Below are 20,812 nucleotides of genomic sequence, written 5' to 3' on the forward strand. Positions count from 1 at the left end.
ATCGTATGTGTGAGGGGAAGGCCGCCCGGTGTCCCTGTGCGGAATCCATCGGCACCGGATAAGACCGGATAAGACCAGGCGAGACCGAATGAGAACCGGGTGAGACCGGGGGTGAGACCGGGCGAGATCAGTCGAACCGGGCGGCGAGCAGCACCACGTCCTCGGCGCTGTCGGGATTCCACGCGCCTTCGGCGTTTCTGCCGCCCGGACCGCCCGGACCGCCCGGCCCGCCCGGACCGTCAGGCCCGCCCGGCAGTACGGTCCGCAGTACGTGGTCGGCGACCGCTCCCGGATCGTTCCTGGCGGACGGCGGGACGCTCGCCGCCGCCCCGTGCAGCCGCGCGTAGGCCCGGTCCATGGGATCGCCGGTGCGCCGCAGGAGTCCGTCCGTATAGAGCAGCACCGTTTCGCCGGGCGCGGGCCACAGCTCCACGCTGGGCGCCTCCCAGCAGGCGAGCATCCCGAGCGGCGCGGACAGGGTCGTCTCGACGAACTCGGTACGCCGGTCGCCGACGATCAGCGGCGGCGCGTGTCCGGCCCCGGCCAGCAGGATCTTGCCCTGGGCCGGTTCGGCGTACGCGAAGAGGGCCGTGGCCGTACGCGCGGGCTCGGTCAGCCGCAGCAGCAGCTCCAGATCGGAGAGCACGGCGACCGGATCCTCGCCCTCCATCACGGCGTACGCGCGCAGCGAGGCGCGCATCCGTCCCATCGCGGCCACCGCGCCGGGCCCGGAGCCGCTGACCGAGCCGACGGACAGGCTCACGGCGCCCTCGGGCAGCGGGAGCGCGTCGTACCAGTCACCGCCGCCGTACGGGCCTGTCCGATGGCGTGCGGCGAGCTGGATGCCGGGGATCCGTGGGAGCCGGCTGGGGAGCAGTTCCTCGGCGATGGTGGCCACGCGGGTACGGGCGCGCTCCAGCTCCAGCAGCCGGGAGAGATGCTGGCTCGCGTACCGCGTGTAGAGACCGACGAGATGGCGCTGGCGTTCCACCGGTTCGGCGGGTTCGTCGTACAACCAGACAGCGGCCCCGAGCCGCCCGGACACGGCGCTGGATACGGGACCGGACACGGCACTGGACACCGTGCTGGATACGGGACCGGACGCGGCGCCGCCGGACGCGAGACCGGACGCGGCACCCGTATGGGTTCCCGTACCGGCGACCAGCGGTACCGCGTAGCTGGCGCCGTATCCGAGCCGCACCGCGACCTCGCGCTGACGCGGGTCCAGTTCCGTGTCCCGGAGCAGATCGGGAGAGGCCACCGGCTCGGTCCGCGCGGTAGGACCGTCCAGGAGCCGGCCGTACGAGGAGGCGCGGCGCGGCACGGTCTCCAGATGGCCGAGATCCGCATGCGTGAGCCCGAGTCCGAGGGTGGTGCCGGGGCCCAGACCGTCGGCCGGTTCGAGTACGACCAGCCCTCGGCGGGCGCCGACGAGGGCGGCTCCGGCGCGCAGCAGTTCCTTGAGCGCGCTGTCCAGTGAGCCGGTTCCGGCCAGACGTTCGGTGAGTTCATGCAGGGTGGTCAGATCGGAGACCCAGCCGGCCAGCCGGTCCCGGATCAGCGCGCCGGGCGCGGCGGGAAGGTCGTCCAAGGGCGGGCCAGTGTGCGCGGGGGCCGGAACCGTGGAATCGATTCCAGCCACTTTCGGCATGTTCGGGGCGCTCATGGCAGTCGGCTTTCCGACGGGTGCGTTTCACTCAATAGCATCGCAAACCCCTAGGTCATTCCGCGCGGCTACCCATGTATCCACATGTACACGTACAACTAAGGCAATGTCCAGCATTGTCCGGGCGGAACGGCCGGTGTCCTGAGACGTTCAAGTTGGCAGAAAAATTACCCCCCTGACCAGGTTTTGCGATCGACTGAGGGCGCTCAACAGGGGGTCCTTCAGGGATGAGTTCGAGTTCGGCCCGGTTGGAGCGTCATTCCGAACGTGATGGGTACGTAAACGGTGACGGACAGGGGCAGTTGGGACCGCCCCGGAACCTGGCGGCAGGACCGGGCGTCTTAACCGCCGTAGGTCACACCTCATCCCCCCGGAGTGGCGAGAAAAGCACAGCGGGACAGAGCGGGACAGTAAGCGCCATGCGCACGCCACCCCTCGCCACATGCTCAACGAAGACAGTCCGTGCCCGGCCCAGGAATGGCGTGATGCGCCCGCGGGTGGGGAGGGGCTGTCCGTGCCTCAGGTACGGGGCGGCCATGCGTCGAAAGTGCGCGCGGTTACTACGCACAGTGATACGCACGGTGAAGTGATGCACACACATGGTGTCAGTGTCATGTGGACCTCGGCGTTCAACGGAAAGGAACGAGCGCTCATGCGCGAGATCCTCGGAAGGCGACGCAGGCTCCGGCGCAAGGGGGGGCCTGCCCAGCTCGACGCGGCGCTCGTCTGCGCCACCGCGTGGAGATGGCCCGTACTCCCGGGCGCCGGTCTCACGGCGGCCGGCGGACGCGGGACACGCGGACTTGGCTGCGCCTGCCCCGACCTCGAGTGCGCCGTACCCGGCGCGCACCCCTTCGATCCCGGTCTGCTCGCGGCGACCACCGACGAGCGCATGGTGCGCTGGTGGTGGCGGAACCGGCCCACGGCCCCGATCGTGCTGGCCACCGGCGGCAGCGCGCCCTGCGCGGTGAGCCTGCCGGCCGTGGCGGGCGCCCGCGCGCTGGTGGAGCTGGACCGGATGGACATCCGGCTCGGACCGGTCGTCGCGACGCCCACGCGCTGGTCGCTGCTGGTGGCTCCGTACACCCTCGAACAGCTCGGTGAGCTGCTGTACGCCAAGGCCTGGGTGCCCAGTTCGCTGCGGTTCCACGGCGAGGGCGGCTATCTGGTGCTGCCGCCTTCCGAGGCGGCAGGCGGACAGGTCCGCTGGGAGCGGGCGCCTCTGGCGGGCTCGGCGGCGCCCTGGCTGCCGGATGTGGAGGCGGTCGTGGACGCGCTTGTCGAGGCGAGCACGAGCGCGCCGGACGGCGGCAGCAGACTCGCGTACTGACGGCGGTCGACGCGTCCCGCACCGGCCCTGGGACGCGTCGCGCCGAGTTCTTCCGGAGCCGGGTTTTTCGGCGCCGGGCTGTACGGCCGGGCTGTACGGAGCCGGGGCTGTCACTCGTACGGGTGCGAGCCGGGCCGAGTTGTACGGGAATTGCGCGCGGCGCCTCTGAGCGGCCCGTTCCATCGATATCTTCGGCCCACCGTCAGCAATTCCCCGGCACTGGCAGGTGGGCCCACCATGAATCTCCGCATGACCGGGCTCACGGCCGTTGTCGTGTTCACCGCACTTCTGCCACTGGCCGCCACCACGGATCTCACGCACACCGTCCGTCCGGCGGAGCCGCGCGCGGACGCCAAGGTGGGAGCCGGCCTTCCGACTGTGTCCGGAACCGACGGGTCCGCCACTGAGGACTCTGTGACGGACGGGACGCCGGTGGCGGGCGATACGGCCGACGGCACGGCAGGCGCTGTTGCGGGCGATACCGCCGACGGGGATGCGGCGGCGCGCACGGCCGAGCGATGTGGGCCTGAAGTCGTCTCTCCCGAAGGGATCGAGGCGCAGACATGTGTACTGACCGAGGGACGCGACACCTGGGCCCGTACCGCCTACCGCAACACGTCGGGCGGTGAACTGCGCGCCGTGCTCAGCCTGATGGGCCCGCGCGGACGCACCGTACTGACACACTGCGTGGCCGCGGTCACGGATGAGCCCGCGACCTGTCAGACGCCTCGTGAACCGTCCCGAGGAACTCGCGCGGAATACACGGCGATCGTGGAGTTCGCGGCCTTGCCGACACCGTCCAGCAGTGACAACGGCGAGGAGATGGGACCTCTGCTGCTGAGGTCCGGGAGTAACTCGTAGGCCACGGAGGGCCGTTGACGTACCGGCCGGGCCCGGGAACGCGGACGCCCGATCGCTGGCGACGGGGGATGCACCAGCGACCGGGCTTCTAGAACGGTAACAAGAGATCGGCAGTTAGCAAATTCGATCCGGCGTATTCGGACAATGAATTACCTGCCGGTACGGGAAGTTGTGACGGGTGGTGTGACTGGTGTCACCGCTCGGCCGGAACCCGTCACAACCGAAGACACCGCCGGTGATCCGGCAGTGATCCGACGATCCGCAGGCGATCCGCCGACGACTCGGGGACCTGCCGACTGCCGATGACATCCCTGGTCAGCTCAGCTCAGCGTCACCTGGCGGTTGGTGAGCCCGCCGCGCGCCCGGCGCTCGTCGCCCGTCAACGGCGTGTCGACGGCCAGCGCCGCCGCCAGCCGCTCGGCGAACTCCGTCGCCGGCTTCTCGCACTCCTCCGCGCCCATCGCGCTCGGCAGGTCCCACACCGGCACCGTCAGCCCGTGCGCCCGGAAGGAGCCGACCAGCCTCGTTCCCTCACCGAGGTTCGACGTGCCCGCGACATGCAGCCGGGCGAGCGCGTCCAGCAACTGCTCTTCGGGGTACGGCATGACCCAGCGGAGGTGGTTCTTCTCCGGCGTCTCGCACCAGTACGCGGCGTCCGTGCCGGAGAGCCGTACGGTCGGGATCGCGGCGGCGTTGGCACGCTCCAGGGAGGCGTTCACCTCGGCCGAGGCATTCTCCGCGTCCGGCACCCAGAACTCGAACCCGGCGTGCACGACAGGCGTGAAATCGGCCTCGGGGTCGAGCAGATCCTGAAGCCGCGGACCATCGGCCGGCACCCGCTGCGCGGCCACGGGATTGCCGGGCTCCGCCGTCAGCGCACGCCGGAGCGTATCGGCGAGATCGCGGCTCAGATCGCCGGACGAGGTGTCGTTCTGGAGCGCGAGCAGTACGGAACCGTCGTCGCGGCGCAGCGCCGGCCAGGCCATCGGCAGTACGGTCGCGAGCGTCACGGACGGCACGCCCTCGGGCAGCCCGTCCTTGAGGGTCAGCCCTGCGGTCGCGGCGGGCACCAGCTCGCGCAGCGCGATCCAGTCGCACTCACCGGCCAGGCCCTCGAAGGGACGCTGGACCAGCTCGGTCACGGCATGCGCTGCGGCCCGGCCGTGGCAGGCCTTGTAGCGACGGCCCGAACCGCACGGGCAGGGCTCGCGGGCTCCCACCACCGGAATCGGTCCATCCTTGAGCTGCGCCGTGGTGGCCTTCGTCTGGGGGCGCTTCTTGGCCATGGTGTGGCTTCTCCCGTAGCGGCGGTGCGATGTCGGCGCGAGCCTAGCCGTACGGACGGACAGTGCGGGGGCCGCGACGCGGCGCGCGAAGGCTCGGCCCGCCGCGCGGCTCGCCGGTGGGCAGCTCAGGCAGGGAGCTCACACCGTCAGGTCACAGCCGGCGGCTCAGGCGGCTCACATGTCAGCCCGCCTCGTCGATCAGCCCGCCTCGTCGAAGGGATCCGCGAAGGCGAGCCCGTCCAAGCCGTCCAGGCCCTCAAGCTCGTCCAGCTCATCCAACTCCAGCTCGTCCGTGTCCGGGCCTGTGACGCGCGTAGCGAAATCATCGCGCCGGTGCACGGCGGCGACTATCACCCACACGGTGACCTCGCCGGACGCGCTGTCCCGTACGCCCCATTCCTGGGCGAGCGCCGAGATGATGTTGAGTCCGCGGCCACCGCGGGCCGTGACCGAGGGTGTCGCGGGTATCGGCCGCGTCGGGCCACCGCCGTCCGTCACCTCGACGACCAGCCGTCCCGCCTTGTCGACGCGCCACTCCGCACGGATGTCGCCGTCGCCGATCTGCTCATGCCCCAGTGGTCTGCCATGCCGGCACGCGTTGCTGACCAGTTCGGAAAGGATCAGTACGGCATCGTCGACCACCGCTGCCGACACTCCGCTGCGGCTCAACTGCTCCCGCATCCGGTGTCGCGCCTCGCCCACGCCCGCAGGGCCATGGGGAACGGCCATGCACGACGACGTGGGCACTTCTTGTGCCACCACAAACGCCACCCCCGAGACCTCCTTCGCCCCACGCCCCGGTGTGGATGCCCCATTGGCCTGGACCGGAAACCGGCCAGGCGAAGGCCTTTGACGCACTCGTAACCCTCGAATACGCATCGAACGCGCCGGTGCACTCCCCGTGCGCTTCTGCTGCACTCCCTGTCACCATTCGGCGCTGTCGTATCGGGCGGATTTATCAGCCAATGTGTCCGGTGGTGCGTATGGCATGTCAGGACGGTGCGTACGGCGTGTGTACGCCGCGTCAGGAAAGACGGCCGAGCTGCGACAGAACCTGTTTGGGGCGATTGGTAATGATCGCTTCCACACCGAGGCGCACACAGAGATCGACGTCTTCCGGCTCATTCACCGTCCAGACATGGACACGGTGGCCCGCCTTGTGCAGCCGCTCGATGTAGTCGGGATGGTTACGGACGATCCGCATCCCGGGACCGGCGATCCGCGCACCGGCGGGCAGCCGCCCGTCACGCAGCCGCAGCGAGAGGAACTGCATCAGATAGACGGTCGGCAGCGTCGGTGCGGCGTCCGCGATCCGGTGCAGCGAGCGCGCGGAGAAACTCATGATCCGTACGGCCGAGTCGTCCGGTGCCGGATCGTTCAGACCGAAGCGTCCCAGCAGGTGCAGCAGCCGCTCCTCCACCTGTCCGGCCCAGCGGGTGGGATGTTTGGTCTCGATGGCCAGCTCGATGGGCCGGCCGGCGTCCGCGATCAGTTCGAGCAGCCGCTCCAGCGTCAGTACGGAGGTGAACTCGCGGTCCCGCCAGTCCGGGCTCTCCTCGCTGTCCTTCCAGGAGCCGAAGTCGAGTGCCGCGAGATCGGCCAGCTCCAGGGCGGAAACGGCACCGCGTCCGTTGGAGGTGCGGTTCACCCGGCGGTCGTGGACACAGACGAGATGTCCGTCGGCGGTGAGCCGTACATCGCACTCCAGGGCGTCGGCGCCGTCCTCGATGGCCTTGGTGTACGCGGCCAGGGTGTGCTCCGGCGCGTCCTCCGAGGCTCCACGGTGGGCGACGACCTGGATGCTGTGCTGTCGTGCTTGGGTCACCGCGTCATGGTGTCATCGTGACGGGCTAGGCGGGTGAACGGATGGGGTTCTCCGGCCGACCGGACCAAGGTGCGATCGTTTTGTCCGAAATAAAGGATGGCGGACAGACGCACAGGTCCTGCTTACAGTGGTCTGACGTGCCGTGGGAAAAGCTGACCGCAGATACTTGCGTACTTGCGCGATCACGGAAACTTGCATGACGGAACTGACTCGCACGGCGGAACTCTGCGGAACTTTTGCCGAAGACTGATGTGGACCCGAGGAGAAAGAGCTGTGAGCACTGAGAACGAGGGCACTGCGGCCCCCGGCGGCCCGTCCGTACCTCCCGTGCCGGATGCCGCTCCCCAGGGCACACCCGCGTCCGGTCCGCGAGAGGCCTGGCAGGAGCCGACGGCGCAGGCGGACCCGCGGACAGGCTCGCAGGGGGGCGCGTACGAGGACGGACAGCACGGGGGCGCGCAGGCGGGCGCGGATGCACAGCCGGGCGCGGGCGCGCAGGCGGGCCATCCGCAGGCGGGCCATCAGGATGGGACGCCCGGTGGGGCGCCGGGTGGTGACTCCGCGGGCGGCCCGAAGGCCGCTCCCGAGTCGGGGCACGCGGCGGACGCCGGCTGGCCCCCGCCTCCGCCCGTAATCCCGTCGTACGCCTCCTACGGAGGCGGCGGGGACGGTTCCGGTTCCGCAGGCGGCGGTGGCGGTGGCGGCGGCCCGCAGTGGGGCGCCCCGGAGCCCGGCCAGGAGCCCCGGCCGGCGCGCAGGCGCCAGGGCGGGCTGATCACCGCGGTGCTCGCTGCCGCGCTGATCGCGGGCGGTATCGGCGGCGGAGTCGGCTACTGGGCCTCGGAGCGCAACGACGACGGCGGGGCCGGTTCGACGACGGTCGCCGCGGCGGACGCTCCTAAGGACGTCAAGCGCGAGTCCGGCACGGTCGCGGCGGTGGCCGCGAAGTCGCTGCCGAGCGTGGTCACCATCGAGGCGCAGGGCGGCAACGGCGAGGGCGGTACGGGCACCGGCTTCGTCTACGACAAGGAAGGCCACATCCTCACCAACAACCATGTGGTGGCCTCCGCGGCGAACGGCGGTGACCTGACCGCGACGTTCTCGAACGGCGACAAGTACGACGCCGAGGTCGTCGGCCGGGCCGAGGGCTACGACGTGGCGGTGGTGAAGCTCAAGAAGGCGCCCCCAGGTCTGACGCCGCTCCCGCTCGCCAACTCCGACCAGGTCGCGGTCGGCGATTCGACGATCGCCATCGGCGCTCCCTTCGGCCTCTCCAACACCGTGACCACGGGCATCATCAGCGCCAAGAACCGCCCGGTCGCCTCGGGTGACGGTTCCGGCGCCAGCAACTCGTACATGAGCGCCCTCCAGACCGACGCCTCCATCAACCCGGGCAACTCCGGCGGCCCTCTGCTGGACGCCCGCGGTGCGGTCATCGGCATCAACTCGGCCATCCAGTCGGCGGGCAGTGGCGGCCTGGGCCAGTCCCAGGCGGGCTCCATCGGCCTCGGCTTCGCCATCCCGATCAACCAGGCGAAGAACGTCGCCGAACAGCTCATCGAGACGGGCCAGCCGGTCTACCCGCTGATCGGTGCCACGGTCACGATGACCGAGGGCGGCGAGGGCGCCACCATCTCGCCCCAGGGCGAAGGCGGCACCCCGGCCATCACCCCGAACGGCCCGGCCGCCAAGGCCGGCCTCAAGGCGGGCGACGTCATCACCAAGTTCAACGACACCCCGATCGACAGCGGCCCCACCCTGATCGGCCAGATCTGGACCCACAAGCCCGGCGACAAGGTCACCCTCACCTACATCCGCGACGGCAAGGAGTCCAAGGTCCAAGTAACCCTGGGCGAACGCAAGGGCGAGAGCTAACCAGCTAGGCTGTTCCCCGCGTAGGCAAGGTGGGTTGCCCGAGCGGCCTAAGGGAACGGTCTTGAAAACCGTCGTGGCAGCGATGTCACCGTGGGTTCAAATCCCACACCCACCGCCCAGGTCAGAGAACTAGCAGGTCAGAGGGCGCGTCTCCGGGATGGAGGCGTGCCTTCTGTGTTTACTCTGTCTCACCCCGGACGCTTGAGTCCCGGCGTTGAACAGTGCGCGTGGGCCATGTGTGGGCCAGGTTCACCCCGTACCGTCGTCGCTCAGCTCCTTGTCGATGAGCTGATTCGAGCGGGCCGTGTGGGAGAGGTGGACGTCGGTTGGGTTTGTCGTATGGGGGCCGTTGTCCGGGATCGAACGGCCTGTAGGCGGTCCGGTGCTTGCCCGCCGGTCGGCGTTGCGGCCGTGGCTTTGATACGGAGAGTGAAAGTATTTGAGGCTAGTCACAGCATTGAGGGCGTGAATAGCCGTATATGTGGGGAGTATGTCGTGGCCGGTGTGGCTACTGAGGGTCAGATACGGTGGCGTCTGTCGCGTCGGCTGGGTGCCGGCGCGTTTCTGGCCTTTCAGCTACCCGGAAGGAGTGAGTGTGAACGCTCGCTTTGGCGTGAGTCGGGCAAAGGCGCTTGCGGTCGCGGCGCTGGCCGCGATCGTCGCCTCGACCGTCCCAGGATCGGCGTCTGCTGCCGCAGACGGAAATCGATCTCGCTCAGAACACTGGGGCGTGATCACCCGTAACACGATCGGCTCTCCCGTCGCCGCTCTGAGGGACGGCCCGTTCGGCTCGTTCGGTGTGCAGGGACCCTCCGCCAGGCCGCCTTATGGGCGCGGCAGCCTGGGAATCGAGGTAGCGGACGACTCCACTTCGCTGAATCCTCCGAGTGAGAAGGTCGATTTCGGCAACGAGGTCGACTTCTTCGGCGATCCGGTGCTGGGCCTGAAGAAGGTCGGTTTCCGCGTCTTCCAGACCAACGAGAACATTGGTTACGGCGGCCCGGAGAACATGCCGAACATCCGGTTCGAGATCGATCCGAATGTGAGCGCGCATCCGGCCGACAACTACTCCACGATGGTGTGGGTGCCGGATGCGGCGCCGGTGACGGACCGGTGGAGCCCGTTCATCGATGCCACCACGACCGGCTACTGGTATCTCACGGGCAACGAGACCTCCTGTACCCAGGCCGCCAGGTGCACCTTCGCGCAGCTCAAGGCCTCGCTCAACGACGGCGGCCCGCGGCCGACCATCTACACCGCCTCGGTGGGCAAGGGCCGCGACTTCATGTGGATCGGCGCTGTCGACGGTCTTCGGATCAATCAGAACATCTACGATTTCGAGGTCGACGGCGTCAAGACGCGTCGCGCCGGCTGACACGCCGGGGCAGGGCAGGTCCGCAGGGCGGGGCCGTAGGGCAGGTCCGAGAGGTATTGGCAGGTGAAAAGGCGCGGCTCCGGATTGGGGTCGCGCCTTTGCGTTGGAATGAGTGCGTTGGTGAGGTGGGGGCGTGGTGTTCTGGTGGTTGTCGTTGTGTCGGCCCGTCGATCGGTGCGTCAGTGATCAGGCCCCGGGAAATTCGAGAGCGTGGGACTCGTGAGGCTCCGGGAGTGTCGCCGAAGCGGGTCTGGTATGTGGCGTACGGGTCCAATATGGATCTGGCGCGATTCTCCTGCTATATCGCAGGCGGTCGGCCGGCGGGCGCGGCCAGGGCGTATCCGGGATGTCGGGACCGCAGATTGCCTGAGGTTTCGGTGCCGGTGGAGCTTGAGGGAGTTGTGTATTTCGCCACCGAGTCGCCGGTGTGGGCGGGCGGAAGGGCGTTTTACGATCCCGAGGCTTCGGGACGGGTATTCGCCAGGGCGCATCTGGTGTCCGCCGAGCAGTTCTCGGACATTGCCGCACAGGAGATGTACCGACAGCCCGGGGCCGATCTGAATCTGTCGCAGGTGCTGAGGCGGGGAAGGGCGGAGCTCGGGAGCGGGCGGTACGAAACGCTCGTATGCCCGGGGACGATGGACGGGCTGCCGGTGCTTACGTTCACCGCTCCATGGCGTGTGCGCGATCTGAGCTGGAACACGCCGTCCGCCTCCTACGTCAAAGTTCTGTGCCGAGGGTTGCTGGAGGCGGGCGCCTGGGATCTTCCTGCCGTCGCGCGCTATATCGCCGCGTGCCCCGGTGCGGCCGGCGCGTGGACCGCTCGTGACATCGCTGAACTCGTCGTGGGGTGAGGTGCGCGGAGGGCGGGCCCCGTCGTACGGCTGTTGTACGACGCGTGCGTTACGGGCGTGCCGTGAGGCGGGCCGCCGAGGCGATGGTGGCGCGCGCCTCGTGTTCGTCCAGCCCTGTCCGTACGGCGGCCTCGACCAGCGGCTCCACGAGCGCGTCACCGAAGCCGTGTTCGTATGCTCGGCAGGCGGCCCAGAAGAGCCGGGTGTTGCGCTGGCCTTCGTGTGCCGCTCGTACGAACTGAACCAGGCCGTCGCCGCGCGCGGGCTGGTCCCGGCGGTGGTTCGGGCGGGCCGACGACGCGACCGGAGGCGTGATCGGAGGCGTGGCCGGAGGAGTGAGCAGGCGCAGCAGCGCACGAGGGCAGGGTGCGGGCGCCAGGCCCTCCGTACCCGGCGCCAGCCGATAGGCGCCGCGCGCCGTGACCGCGCCGGGACCGACCAGATAGCCGCCGGCGCCGCGTACGTCGATTCCGGGAGCGAGCCGGCCGGCGGAGTTGGGCACGACGATGTTCGGCGGGCCCGTCAGCCAGATGTGCCGGCCACCGCTGGGTGTCAGGACGACCACGGTCTCCGGCAGCGTGAACAGATGCTGGAGGGCCAACTGCTGGAGCGCGGCCATCGAGTCCGGGGGCGGGCTGAGGGTTCGGCCGGGAGTCCAGCCGAGGGTTGGGTCCGAGACCGGATTCGGGGTCGGGTCCGAGATCGGGGCTGCGGTCAGGTCCCAGGGTGGGGCGAACGCCGGTCCTGGCGCCCGTCCTGCCCGCCCTGATACCGATCCCGCTCCCGTCCCTGCGGTGACGTCCAGATCGATGCCTATGAGCTGGTGCGGCGGACGCCCGCAGGCGATGCCGTAACCGGTCGCCCAGGGCGCGGCGGCGAAGAGAGCGCGTACGCCGGTGGGATCGGCGGTGGCGTCGTGGACGCCATGGCCCAGCAGCCCGCACTCGCCGCGGCAGCGGATCCGTTCGGGCTCGTCGCGGTGAGGCGAGCGCAGGGCCGGGAGCTTGGTGGGGGACAGAGGGATGACGGGGAGCCCACGTTCGGCGGCGGACAGCGCGTGAGCGAGGGCCAGGGTGGCGGGGTGCCGGGCGGTGGTGGCCATGCTTCTATGTTCGTACAAGCGTTCGAAGAAGGGAAGAGGGGATGGCGACCGTGCCCTCGGCGGGAGGCTCTGAGGAGGTCGTGGTGAAACGATTCGCCTCTTCCGAGGAGCGGCTTACGGAGGCCGGCTCGCTGTCCCTGGCCTTGGGGACTTGTCGATACCTTGGGGGTGAACCATGGATTTGGGAGCGCATAGGGGTTTATCGACTTGTCCTCACGCTTGCGAGGGAATCAGCGACTCCGGGGTGGTTCGCGAGGGATTCGGTGGGCAATTCTGAGGTCGCGACGTCGTCACAACGACCGAGGCGGTCGGCCAACTGCCTTGGAAACACCCGTACTTCGTTCCTGGAGGAACTGACATGGCAAGCTTCCGTACCGCTCGTGCCTTTGCCGCTGTCGCCGCCCTGCCCCTCGCCGCCGCGCTCTTCACCGGCGTGGCCCAGGCCGACGACGACGCCTTCTCCGACAACGAGTGGAATGCGAGCGTCGCCACGCTGGTCGGCAGTGGCGTGGGTGGTCACAACTTCGGCAACTCGACGACCACGCAGCAGGTGGCGACCGGTGCCGGCGCGTCCAACCAGAACAACACGGCCAACGTGATCGGTGCGGGCTTCACGACCATCGACCAGTCCAACGAGAACATCGCGGTGAACTTCGCCCGCCACTGGTGACATAGGGCCCGACGGGGGTGTGACCGAGGGGTGATGTTCTGCGCGGCGGCACTTCGGTGCCGTCGCGCAGTCCGTTGTGGGGCGGCGCGCGCACACTTTGCTGTCCAACTGTCCAACTGTCCAACTGTCCGGCGTCCGGCTGCCCGGCTGTCCGGGTTGTGTTCGTGCTGCGGGTCCGGCTGCTCGTGCCGTGTTCGTCGCCGCGTCCGCAGCCGTGCTCGTCCCGCGTCCGTAGCCGCATTCGTCCCGTGCCCGGGGTGACCCTGATGGTCTCCCTCATCCCTCCTCCACCTTCAGGAGGTGGAGCTGACACCACCCCTACACCCTGAGGCGGACATCTCTTCGGGACCTGGGGCCGATCCCCCGAGGCAGGGCTCACTCCTAGCGTGGAGCCATGACCACGCCTGTCTGCACGAGCGCCTCCACGGCCGCCAAACCGGCTCCGCACGCGCCGTACGTACATCACGTGCCGCCGTCCGTGCCCGCCGCGCCGTACGCGTCGGCCGTACCGTACGCGCCGCATCCCGCCCAACCGAGCCACCAGGCCCACCAGACCCACCCGAGCCACCCGGCCCGTCCGGCCTACGCGTCGTTCTCCTCGTACGTACGGGCGCGGGGGCCCGTGCTGCTGAGGACGGCCCGTTCCCTCACCTCCAACCCGTGCGACGCCGAGGACCTGTTGCAGACGGCCCTCACCAAGACGTATGTCGCCTGGGACCGCATCGAGGACCACCGGGCCCTGGACGGTTATGTCCGCCGCGCCCTGCTCAACACCCGTACCTCGCAGTGGCGCAAGCGCAAGGTCGACGAGTTCGCCTGCGAGGAACTGCCCGAACCCGCGGGCCTGCCGGAGCCGGATCCCGCCGACCAGCAGGTGCTGCATGACGCCATGTGGCGCGCGGTGATGAAACTGCCCGACCGCCAGCGGGCGATGGTGGTCCTCCGCTACTACGAGGACCTCAGCGAGGCCCAGACCGCCGAGGTGCTCGGAGTCTCGATCGGGACGGTCAAGAGCGCGGTGTCCCGTGCGCTCGGCAAACTCCGCGAGGACCCGGATCTTTCCCCGGTTCGCTGATGCTGCCTCAGTCCCCTGACATCCCGGTTCGCTGAGGTCCCGGTCAGACGTTGCCTCCGTACCGGTCCGCCGACAACAGACCTACAGACCTCGCCGTTTCTGCTCCCGGGTAGTGACATACCGCACGGTACGTGCGCAGAATCTCCGCAACCCTTAGCGCGACGGAGCGCTAGCGCCCACCGGGAGGACGCCGTGCTGAGCACCATGCAGGACGTACCGCTGACTGTGAGCCGCATCCTGCACCATGGGATGACCATCCATGGAGCGTCACACGTCACGACCTGGACCGGCGGGCCCGAGCCGGAGCGCCGTAGCTTCGCAGAGGTCGGCGAGCGCGCGACACGGCTCGCCAACGCCCTGCGCGATGAACTCGGCGTCGGCGGCGACGAGCGTGTCGCCACGCTGATGTGGAACAACGCCGAACACGTCGAGGCCTATCTCGCGATCCCTTCCATGGGCGCGATCCTCCACACCCTCAACCTCCGGCTCCCGCCCGAGCAGCTCGTCTGGATCGTCAACCACGCGGCCGACCGCGTGCTGTTCGTGAACGGCTCGCTGCTGCCGCTCCTCGCGCCGCTCCTTCCTCACCTCCCGACCGTCGAGCATGTCGTCGTCTCCGGTCCCGGCGACCGGGCGTTGCTCGACGGCGCCCTGCTCGACGGTCCGCTGCCCGACGGCGCGTCCGCACGGGTGCGGGTGCGTGTGCATGAGTACGAGGAGCTGATCGCCGGCCGTCCCACCACGTTCGACTGGCCCGAGCTGGACGAGCGGACCGCCGCGGCCATGTGCTACACCTCCGGCACCACCGGGGATCCCAAGGGCGTCGTCTACTCGCACCGTTCGATCTATCTGCACTCCATGCAGGTCAATATGACGGAGTCGATGGGACTGTCGGACAGGGACACCACCCTGATTGTCGTACCGCAATTTCATGTGAACGCCTGGGGCCTGCCCCACGCCACCTTTATGGCCGGCGTGAACATGCTGATGCCCGACCGCTTCCTCCAGCCCGGTCCGCTCGCCGAGATGATCGAACGTGAGCGGCCCACGCACGCCGCCGCCGTCCCCAGCATCTGGCAGGGACTGCTCGCCGAGGTCACCGCGCGCCCGCGCGATCTCACCTCCATGGCACGCGTCACCATCGGCGGTTCCGCCTGTCCGCCGTCGCTGATGGAGGCGTACGACAAGCTCGGCGTACGGCTCTGTCACGCCTGGGGCATGACGGAGACGTCGCCGCTCGGCACGATGTCCAACCCGCCCGCCGGACTCACCGCCGACGAGGAGTGGCCGTACCGCATTACCCAGGGCCGTTTCCCGGCCGGCGTCGAGGCCCGTCTCGCCGGGCCCGATGGCGACTTCCTGCCATGGGACGGCGAATCGGCCGGTGAGCTGGAGGTACGCGGCCCATGGATCGCGGGCGCCTACTACGGCGGCGCGGGAAACGAACCGATCAGGCCCGAGGACAAGTTCAGCCCCGACGGCTGGCTGCGCACGGGCGATGTCGGAGTCATCAGCCCGGACGGCTTCCTCACGCTCACCGACCGCGCCAAGGACGTCATCAAGTCCGGCGGCGAGTGGATCTCCAGCGTGGAGCTGGAGAACGCGCTGATGGCCCATCCGGAGGTGGCGGAGGCGGCGGTCGTGGCCGTACCGGACGAGAAGTGGGGCGAGCGGCCACTCGCGACGATCGTCCTCAGGGACGGCGCGTCGCCCGATTACGCGGCGCTGAAGGAGTTTCTCGCCGGGAAGATCGCTAAGTGGCAGCTTCCCGAGCGGTGGGCGGTGGTGCCGGCGGTGCCGAAGACGAGCGTCGGGAAGTTCGACAAGAAGGTGATCCGCAGGCAGTACGCGGACGGCGAGCTGGACGTCACTCGGGTTTAGGCGTCACTCCGGTTCAGACGTAACTCGGGTTCAGAGGTTTGAACGCGGGCGCGGCCTGGTTCGTACCGATCTTCAGTTCGTACCAGCCTGGAGGGTGTACCAGCTTTGAGGTCGTACCCGTCTTCAGGTCGTACCAGTCTTCAGTTCGTACCGATCTTCGCGAGGAGGTCGACGATCCGGGACTGCACCTCGGTGCTGGTGGAGCGCTCCGCGAGGAACAGTACGGTCTCGCCGGACGCGAGCCGAGGCAGTTCCGCGCGGTCGATTCCCGCCGAGGTGTAGATGACGAGAGGAGTCCGGTTCAACTGACCGTTCGCCCGCAGCCAGTCGATGATGCCCGCGCGTTGCCGCCGTACCTGCATCAGGTCCATGACCACGAGGTTCGGCCGCATCTGGGAGGCGAGGGCGACCGCCTCGTCGTCGGTGCCCGCGCGCGCGACCTGCATACCGCGCCGCTCCAGCGTGGCCGTCAGCGCGAGCGCGATCTCCACGTGCTCCTCGATCAGCAGCACGCGCGACGGATGCTGTTCGCTGTCGCGCGGGGCCAGGGCTTTGAGGAGTACGGCCGGGTCGGCGCCGTACGCCGCTTCCCGGGTCGCCTGGCCCAGACCGGCCGTCACCAGTACGGGAACCTCGGCGGCGACCGCGGCCTGGCGCAGCGACTGGAGGGCGGTACGGGTGATCGGTCCGGTCAGCGGGTCGACGAAGAGCGCGGCCGGGAACGCGGCGATCTGGGCGTCGACCTCCTCGCGGGAGTGCACGACCACCGGGCGGTAGCCGCGGTCGCTGAGCGCCTGCTGGGTGGAGACGTCCGGCGCGGGCCAGACCAGCAGCCGGCGTGGATTGTCGAGCGGCTCGGGAGGGAGTTCGTCGTCGACGGGCCGTGGCTGAGGGCGGTTGGCTACCTCGACCGCGCCGCCGGGACCGTCGAGCGGCTCGGGGCCCTCGGCGCCCTCGTCGGGTGCGCCGATCGCGTACGACCGGCCTTCGGGATGGGCGGAGGGCATCCGCGAGTTGCCCTGGGGGGAGCCGGGCTGGGGCTGGTGCGGCGAGTTCGGCGACGCGCTCGCGGAGCGGTCGTCGGTGTCGGCGGGCGGCGTGCCGAGCTTACGGCGCCGTCCCGAGCCGAGGGACTGGCCCGAGCCCTGGCTTTGGGTGGTCTGGCCCTGTGGCTGGTGAGGCTGAGGCGGCTGGTGGGGCTGGGGCGGCTGGTGTGCGAAGGGCACGCCCTGGCCGAGTGTGCGCACGCTGAAGGCGCGGCCCTGGGTGGAGTCCGGCGAGACCGGAGTCTCCTCGGGGAGAGGAAGCGCGGGCGGCAGCGGTTGATGAGCGCCACGCCGAGGATCTGCGACGGCGGACTCGCCCGGAGCACCTGGAGTGCCCGGGGCACCCGGAACACCCGGGGCGGTCGGTACGGGAGCGCCCGGGGCCGCCTGCGGTGTCTGGGCGGACGGCATGCTGCCTGTGTGGCCGACCGTGTCGGCGCCCGTGCGGCCGTCCGCGTTCGCGGAGGTACGTGGGTCGTCGGGCCAGCCCGGAGGTCCGGTCATCATGCCGAAGCCCGAAGTGGTGGGCATGCCCTGCCCGTTGGACGCGAGGTCCGTGCCCTGGCCGGCAGCCGTTTGTCCGGGCGCGGCCTGTCCGGGCATGGCGAGTCCGGGGCTCCCCCAGCCGTTCGGGTCGACGGGCATGGCGCCGGTGCCGCTGCTCGTACGACCGGCCGTGTCTCCGGGGCTCCCGGCGCTCCCGATGCCTCCGGCGCTCTCGGGCCAGGTGGGTGGCGCCGGGTGCTGGGTGTCCGTAGCGCCACGGCGCCGTCCCGAGGGCAGCGGGTGCGCCTGCGGCGGGGTGTGGTCGGCGTCCGGTTGCGTACGTACGGCGTCGTGGCGGCCCGGGAGCGAGGCGTCCTGAGCGCGGGTGGTCGGCCTGCTCGGTGCTGTCGGGGAAGGGGCCGGGACGGGCGACGGAGCGCGGTCGGCGGCGGCGGGCGGCAGGGCGAAGGCGCTGCGGGCGCCCTCGGACTCCGCGGGTGCGGCGGGCCGTTCCGTATGCCGTTCTTGCGCGGGGGCCAGAGCACGCCGGGCACGCCGTCCTGCGGGCTGCTGCGCTCCGGAGGCGCCGGCGGGGACATGCTGCCCAGGGGCCTGCTGCCCGGGAACCTGATGCCCGGGGACCGACTGTCCGGGAACCTGCTGTACGGGAGGCAGCGGCGCGGGCATCGGAGCCGGAGACGGGATCGGAGCCGGAGCCTGGGCCGCGGGTACGACTGGCGCCGTCGGCGCGGGCTGTGCGGCGGGTGGTGCAGGTGGCGCGAACGGCGCGGAAGCCGGCATAGGAGTGGGCGATGCCACGGACTCCACCCTGCCCGGGCCCGGACCGACCGCAGGCGCGGGCGCTGGTGCTGGCGCCACAGGTCCGGAGCCGGAGCCGGAGGAACTGGAAGCGCCCGAGGGACCGGAGGGAAGCGCCGGAAGCGCCCTCTGCCCGCCGTGCCGCGCCCGGCGTCCCGTACCCGCCGCCGCGGCATCCACCGGCACACCCTGCGGCGGTACGGCCTGGCCGAGCGCCGCCCGGCCCGTCGGATGAGCGCCCTCGGCGGCCGTGACGACCGACCCTTCGGAGGGCGCGGCAGCGGGCAGTGCCACGGCCGACCCGACGGCCACGCCGGCGCCCGGTGCCGTACCCGGACCTGCGGTGGGCGCCACGCCCGCCGCGCCGCCGGCCGAGGCGTCCTCGGCCGGGCTGGGCCGCCCGCGTCGACGTCCCGTACCACCGCCACCGGTCCCGCCGGCATCCTGCGCCGGGATCAGCCCTTGCTGCCCCTGCTGTCCGTGTTGTCCCTGCTGTCTTTGCTGTCCTTCAACAGCGGCCCCACCGGCAACAGCGGCCCCACCGGCGGTCCCGGTGCTTCCAGCCGCCGCTCCCGGAGCCCCGCTCTCGGCCGCGCGCGCACGCCGTCGTCCCGTGGGCTCCCCGGCGTCCTCGCCCGGACCTTCCAGGAACGCGTCCGTGGACGACCGCCGCGCCCGCCGCCTGCCGCCGCCCGAAGTCCCGGGAGCCTGCTGCGTCCCAGGTCCCTGCTGTACGGGCAGCCCGGGCGCGGACTGGGCGTCCGCCGATGCCGATGCCGATGCCGATGCAGATGCCGCCACCGGCGCGGGCGGCGGAACCGTACCCGAGCCCTCTCCCAGCGGCAGCTCCAGTACGTACGCGCTGCCGCCCAGGCCCGGCATCTCGTGCGTCTGCAACACGCCACCGTGTGCTCGTACGATCCCTCGGACAATCGGTTCATGTACCGGATCGCCACCGGCGAACGGTCCGCGTACCTCGATCCGTACGACATCACCGCGCTGCGCCGCGGCCACCACGATCGTCGAGTCGACATATCCACCGCCCGGCACCAGCCGGGCCCGGCCCGTCGAGTCGACACCGGCCACATCGGCGACGAGATGCGCCAGCGCCGTCGCCAGCCGCGCCGCGTCCACCTCGGCCTCGATCGGCGGGGCATGCACCGCGAACTGCGCCCGGCCGGGCCCGATCAGCTCGATCGCGCCCTCCACACCGGCCGCGACGACCCCGTCGAGCAGGGCGTTCGTCTTGACGAGCTGTTCCGTGCCGGCGTCGAGCCGCTGGTAGCCGAGGACGTTGTCCACGAGCGTCGTCATCCGGGCGTAACCGGCGGCCAGATGGTGCAGGATCTGGTTCGCCTCGGGCCAGAGCTGGCCGGCCGGGTCGGCGGCGAGCGTGCCCAGTTCGCCGCGCAGCTCCTCCAGCGGGCCGCGCAGCGATTCGCCGAGTACGGCGGTGAGCTGGGAGTGCCGGCCGGCCAGGTCTCCGTACCGCTCCGTCAGCTCCTCGATCTCGGCGGCGTACCGGTCGCTGCGGTCCGCCAGCTCGGCCGCGTGGCGTTCGTTCGCCTCCGCCAGCTCGCCGGTGAGGCGGTCCCTCGTACCGGTCAGTTCGGCGGTGAGACGGTCGGTCGTGGCGGTCAGCTCGGCCGTGTGCCGCTCCGTCGCCTCCGTCAGTTCGGTGGCATGCTGCTTGGTGAGCTCGTCGAACGGACGGCGGTCGGTGAAGGTCATCACGGCGCCGACGAGCTGGTCGCCGTCCCGTACCGGCGCGGTCGTCAGATCGACCGGCACCTGCTTGCCGTTCTTCGCCCACAGGACCTGTCCGCGCACCCGGTGCTTCCGTCCCGACCTGAGCGTGTCGGCGAGCGGTGAGTCCTCGTACGGGAACGGCTCGCCGTCCGCGCGCGAGTGCAGGATCAACGGATGGAGCTGATGGCCGCCGAGGTCGCTGGCGCGGAAGCCGAGGATCTGGGCGGCGGCGGGATTGACGAGGACGACCCGGCCCTCGGTGTCCGTACCGACGACGCCCTCCGAGGCGGCCCGCAGGATCATCTCGGTCTGCCGCTGGGAGCGGGCCAGCTCGGCCTCGGTGTCCATGGTGCCGGAGAGATCCCGTACGACCAGCATCAGCAGCTCGTCGCCGGTGTAGCTGTGCGAGTCGTTGTACGCGTCCCTGCCGTCCTCCAGGCTCGCGCTGGTGACCTCGGCCGGGAACTCGCTGCCGTCCGTGCGCCGCGCGATCATGCGCGTCGGTTTCGTACGGCCGCGCGCGTCGGCGGCGTCGGGACGGCGCATCGAGCCGGGGATCAGCTTGGAGTCGAACTCGGGCAGCAGATCGAGCAGCCCGCGGCCGACGAGCGCCGTGCCGGGCGTCTCGAACATCTCCAGCGCGATGGTGTTGGCGTTGACGACCGTGCCGTTGGCGTTGACGAGCACCAAGCCGTCAGGGAGTGCGTCGAGTATCGCCGCGAGGCGAGCAGCGCCTCGGGATGGCCTGCTGCTCACGACGACGCTTCCTCCCTGAACCACTGCACCTTGCTGACGGCCGCACCCATCTTGCCTCTCGGGTCCCGGCATGTCACTGGAGGGAGTCTAAGGGCTGGGGAGGTGACCGCGGCGGCGGATGAGCCGGAGCCTTGATGAGGGTTGTGTGCGAATGGC

The 20,812-nt window shown here is 70.3% G+C and carries 14 protein-coding genes and 1 tRNA gene; 9 read left to right on the forward strand and 6 right to left on the reverse strand.

Annotation, left to right across the window (positions count from 1 at the left end; genetic code table 11):
• Positions 1-127: 127 nt before the first annotated feature.
• Entirely contained in the window at positions 128-1,666 is a 1,539-nt protein-coding gene (locus ACFV6H_RS20420) for a PP2C family protein-serine/threonine phosphatase (RefSeq protein WP_385543940.1), read from the reverse strand.
• 652 nt (positions 1,667-2,318) lie between these two features.
• On the opposite strand from ACFV6H_RS20420, the gene ACFV6H_RS20425 reads away from it, so the two are divergent.
• Positions 2,319-2,996 carry a bifunctional DNA primase/polymerase gene (locus ACFV6H_RS20425; protein WP_384983308.1) on the forward strand — a complete coding sequence of 226 codons (678 nt, stop codon included), beginning with the start codon at positions 2,319-2,321 and terminating at the stop codon, positions 2,994-2,996.
• Between the two features lie 237 nt (positions 2,997-3,233).
• Positions 3,234-3,857, forward strand: a complete 624-nt coding sequence (locus tag ACFV6H_RS20430; protein ID WP_385543944.1) for a hypothetical protein — start codon at positions 3,234-3,236, stop codon at positions 3,855-3,857.
• A gap of 320 nt (positions 3,858-4,177) precedes the next feature.
• Here the strand turns inward: ACFV6H_RS20430 and ACFV6H_RS20435 are convergent, their stop codons facing one another.
• From ACFV6H_RS20435 to ACFV6H_RS20445, 3 genes are all read right to left on the reverse strand, one after another.
• Positions 4,178-5,143, reverse strand: a complete 966-nt coding sequence (locus ACFV6H_RS20435) for a DUF5926 family protein (RefSeq protein WP_093602200.1) — start codon at positions 5,141-5,143, stop codon at positions 4,178-4,180.
• Between the two features lie 198 nt (positions 5,144-5,341).
• Positions 5,342-6,022, reverse strand: a complete 681-nt coding sequence (locus ACFV6H_RS20440; RefSeq protein ID WP_385543947.1) for an ATP-binding protein — start codon at positions 6,020-6,022, stop codon at positions 5,342-5,344.
• 145 nt (positions 6,023-6,167) lie between these two features.
• The gene (locus ACFV6H_RS20445) at positions 6,168-6,968 is read right to left on the reverse strand and encodes a glycerophosphodiester phosphodiesterase (RefSeq protein ID WP_384779970.1); all 801 of its coding nucleotides are present in this window, start codon (positions 6,966-6,968) and stop codon (positions 6,168-6,170) included.
• Between the two features lie 273 nt (positions 6,969-7,241).
• On the opposite strand from ACFV6H_RS20445, the gene ACFV6H_RS20450 reads away from it, so the two are divergent.
• The 4 genes from ACFV6H_RS20450 to ACFV6H_RS20465 all read left to right on the forward strand — a co-directional run bounded on the left by ACFV6H_RS20450 (position 7,242) and on the right by ACFV6H_RS20465 (position 11,072).
• Entirely contained in the window at positions 7,242-8,843 is a 1,602-nt protein-coding gene (locus ACFV6H_RS20450; RefSeq protein ID WP_385543951.1) for a trypsin-like peptidase domain-containing protein, read from the forward strand.
• A gap of 28 nt (positions 8,844-8,871) precedes the next feature.
• Positions 8,872-8,958, forward strand: a tRNA-Ser gene (locus ACFV6H_RS20455).
• 435 nt (positions 8,959-9,393) lie between these two features.
• Positions 9,394-10,218: a hypothetical protein gene (locus ACFV6H_RS20460; protein ID WP_384983401.1), complete on the forward strand. Its 825-nt coding sequence runs from the start codon at positions 9,394-9,396 to the stop codon at positions 10,216-10,218.
• A gap of 275 nt (positions 10,219-10,493) precedes the next feature.
• On the forward strand, positions 10,494-11,072 hold the full coding sequence (locus ACFV6H_RS20465) for a histone deacetylase (protein WP_385543954.1): 579 nt from the start codon (positions 10,494-10,496) through the stop codon (positions 11,070-11,072).
• A gap of 49 nt (positions 11,073-11,121) precedes the next feature.
• Here ACFV6H_RS20465 and ACFV6H_RS20470 read toward each other — a convergent pair whose 3' ends face one another.
• On the reverse strand, positions 11,122-12,174 hold the full coding sequence (locus tag ACFV6H_RS20470) for a bifunctional DNA primase/polymerase (protein ID WP_385543956.1): 1,053 nt from the start codon (positions 12,172-12,174) through the stop codon (positions 11,122-11,124).
• Positions 12,175-12,532: 358 nt separating this feature from the next.
• On the opposite strand from ACFV6H_RS20470, the gene ACFV6H_RS20475 reads away from it, so the two are divergent.
• From ACFV6H_RS20475 to ACFV6H_RS20485, 3 genes are all read left to right on the forward strand, one after another.
• Positions 12,533-12,844 carry a hypothetical protein gene (locus ACFV6H_RS20475; protein ID WP_384780009.1) on the forward strand — a complete coding sequence of 104 codons (312 nt, stop codon included), beginning with the start codon at positions 12,533-12,535 and terminating at the stop codon, positions 12,842-12,844.
• 394 nt (positions 12,845-13,238) lie between these two features.
• Complete coding sequence (locus ACFV6H_RS20480; RefSeq protein ID WP_385543959.1) at positions 13,239-13,919, forward strand: SigE family RNA polymerase sigma factor; 681 nt, start codon at positions 13,239-13,241, stop codon at positions 13,917-13,919.
• 192 nt (positions 13,920-14,111) lie between these two features.
• Positions 14,112-15,800 (forward strand): long-chain fatty acid--CoA ligase, encoded by a 1,689-nt coding sequence (locus ACFV6H_RS20485; protein ID WP_385543962.1) that lies wholly within the window; start codon positions 14,112-14,114, stop codon positions 15,798-15,800.
• Between the two features lie 140 nt (positions 15,801-15,940).
• Here ACFV6H_RS20485 and ACFV6H_RS20490 read toward each other — a convergent pair whose 3' ends face one another.
• Complete coding sequence (locus tag ACFV6H_RS20490) at positions 15,941-20,656, reverse strand: PAS domain-containing protein (protein ID WP_385543965.1); 4,716 nt, start codon at positions 20,654-20,656, stop codon at positions 15,941-15,943.
• Positions 20,657-20,812 lie beyond the last annotated feature (156 nt).

The sequence above is a fragment of the Streptomyces sp. NPDC059743 genome, from assembly GCF_042732975.1.
Lineage (GTDB): Bacteria > Actinomycetota > Actinomycetes > Streptomycetales > Streptomycetaceae > Streptomyces.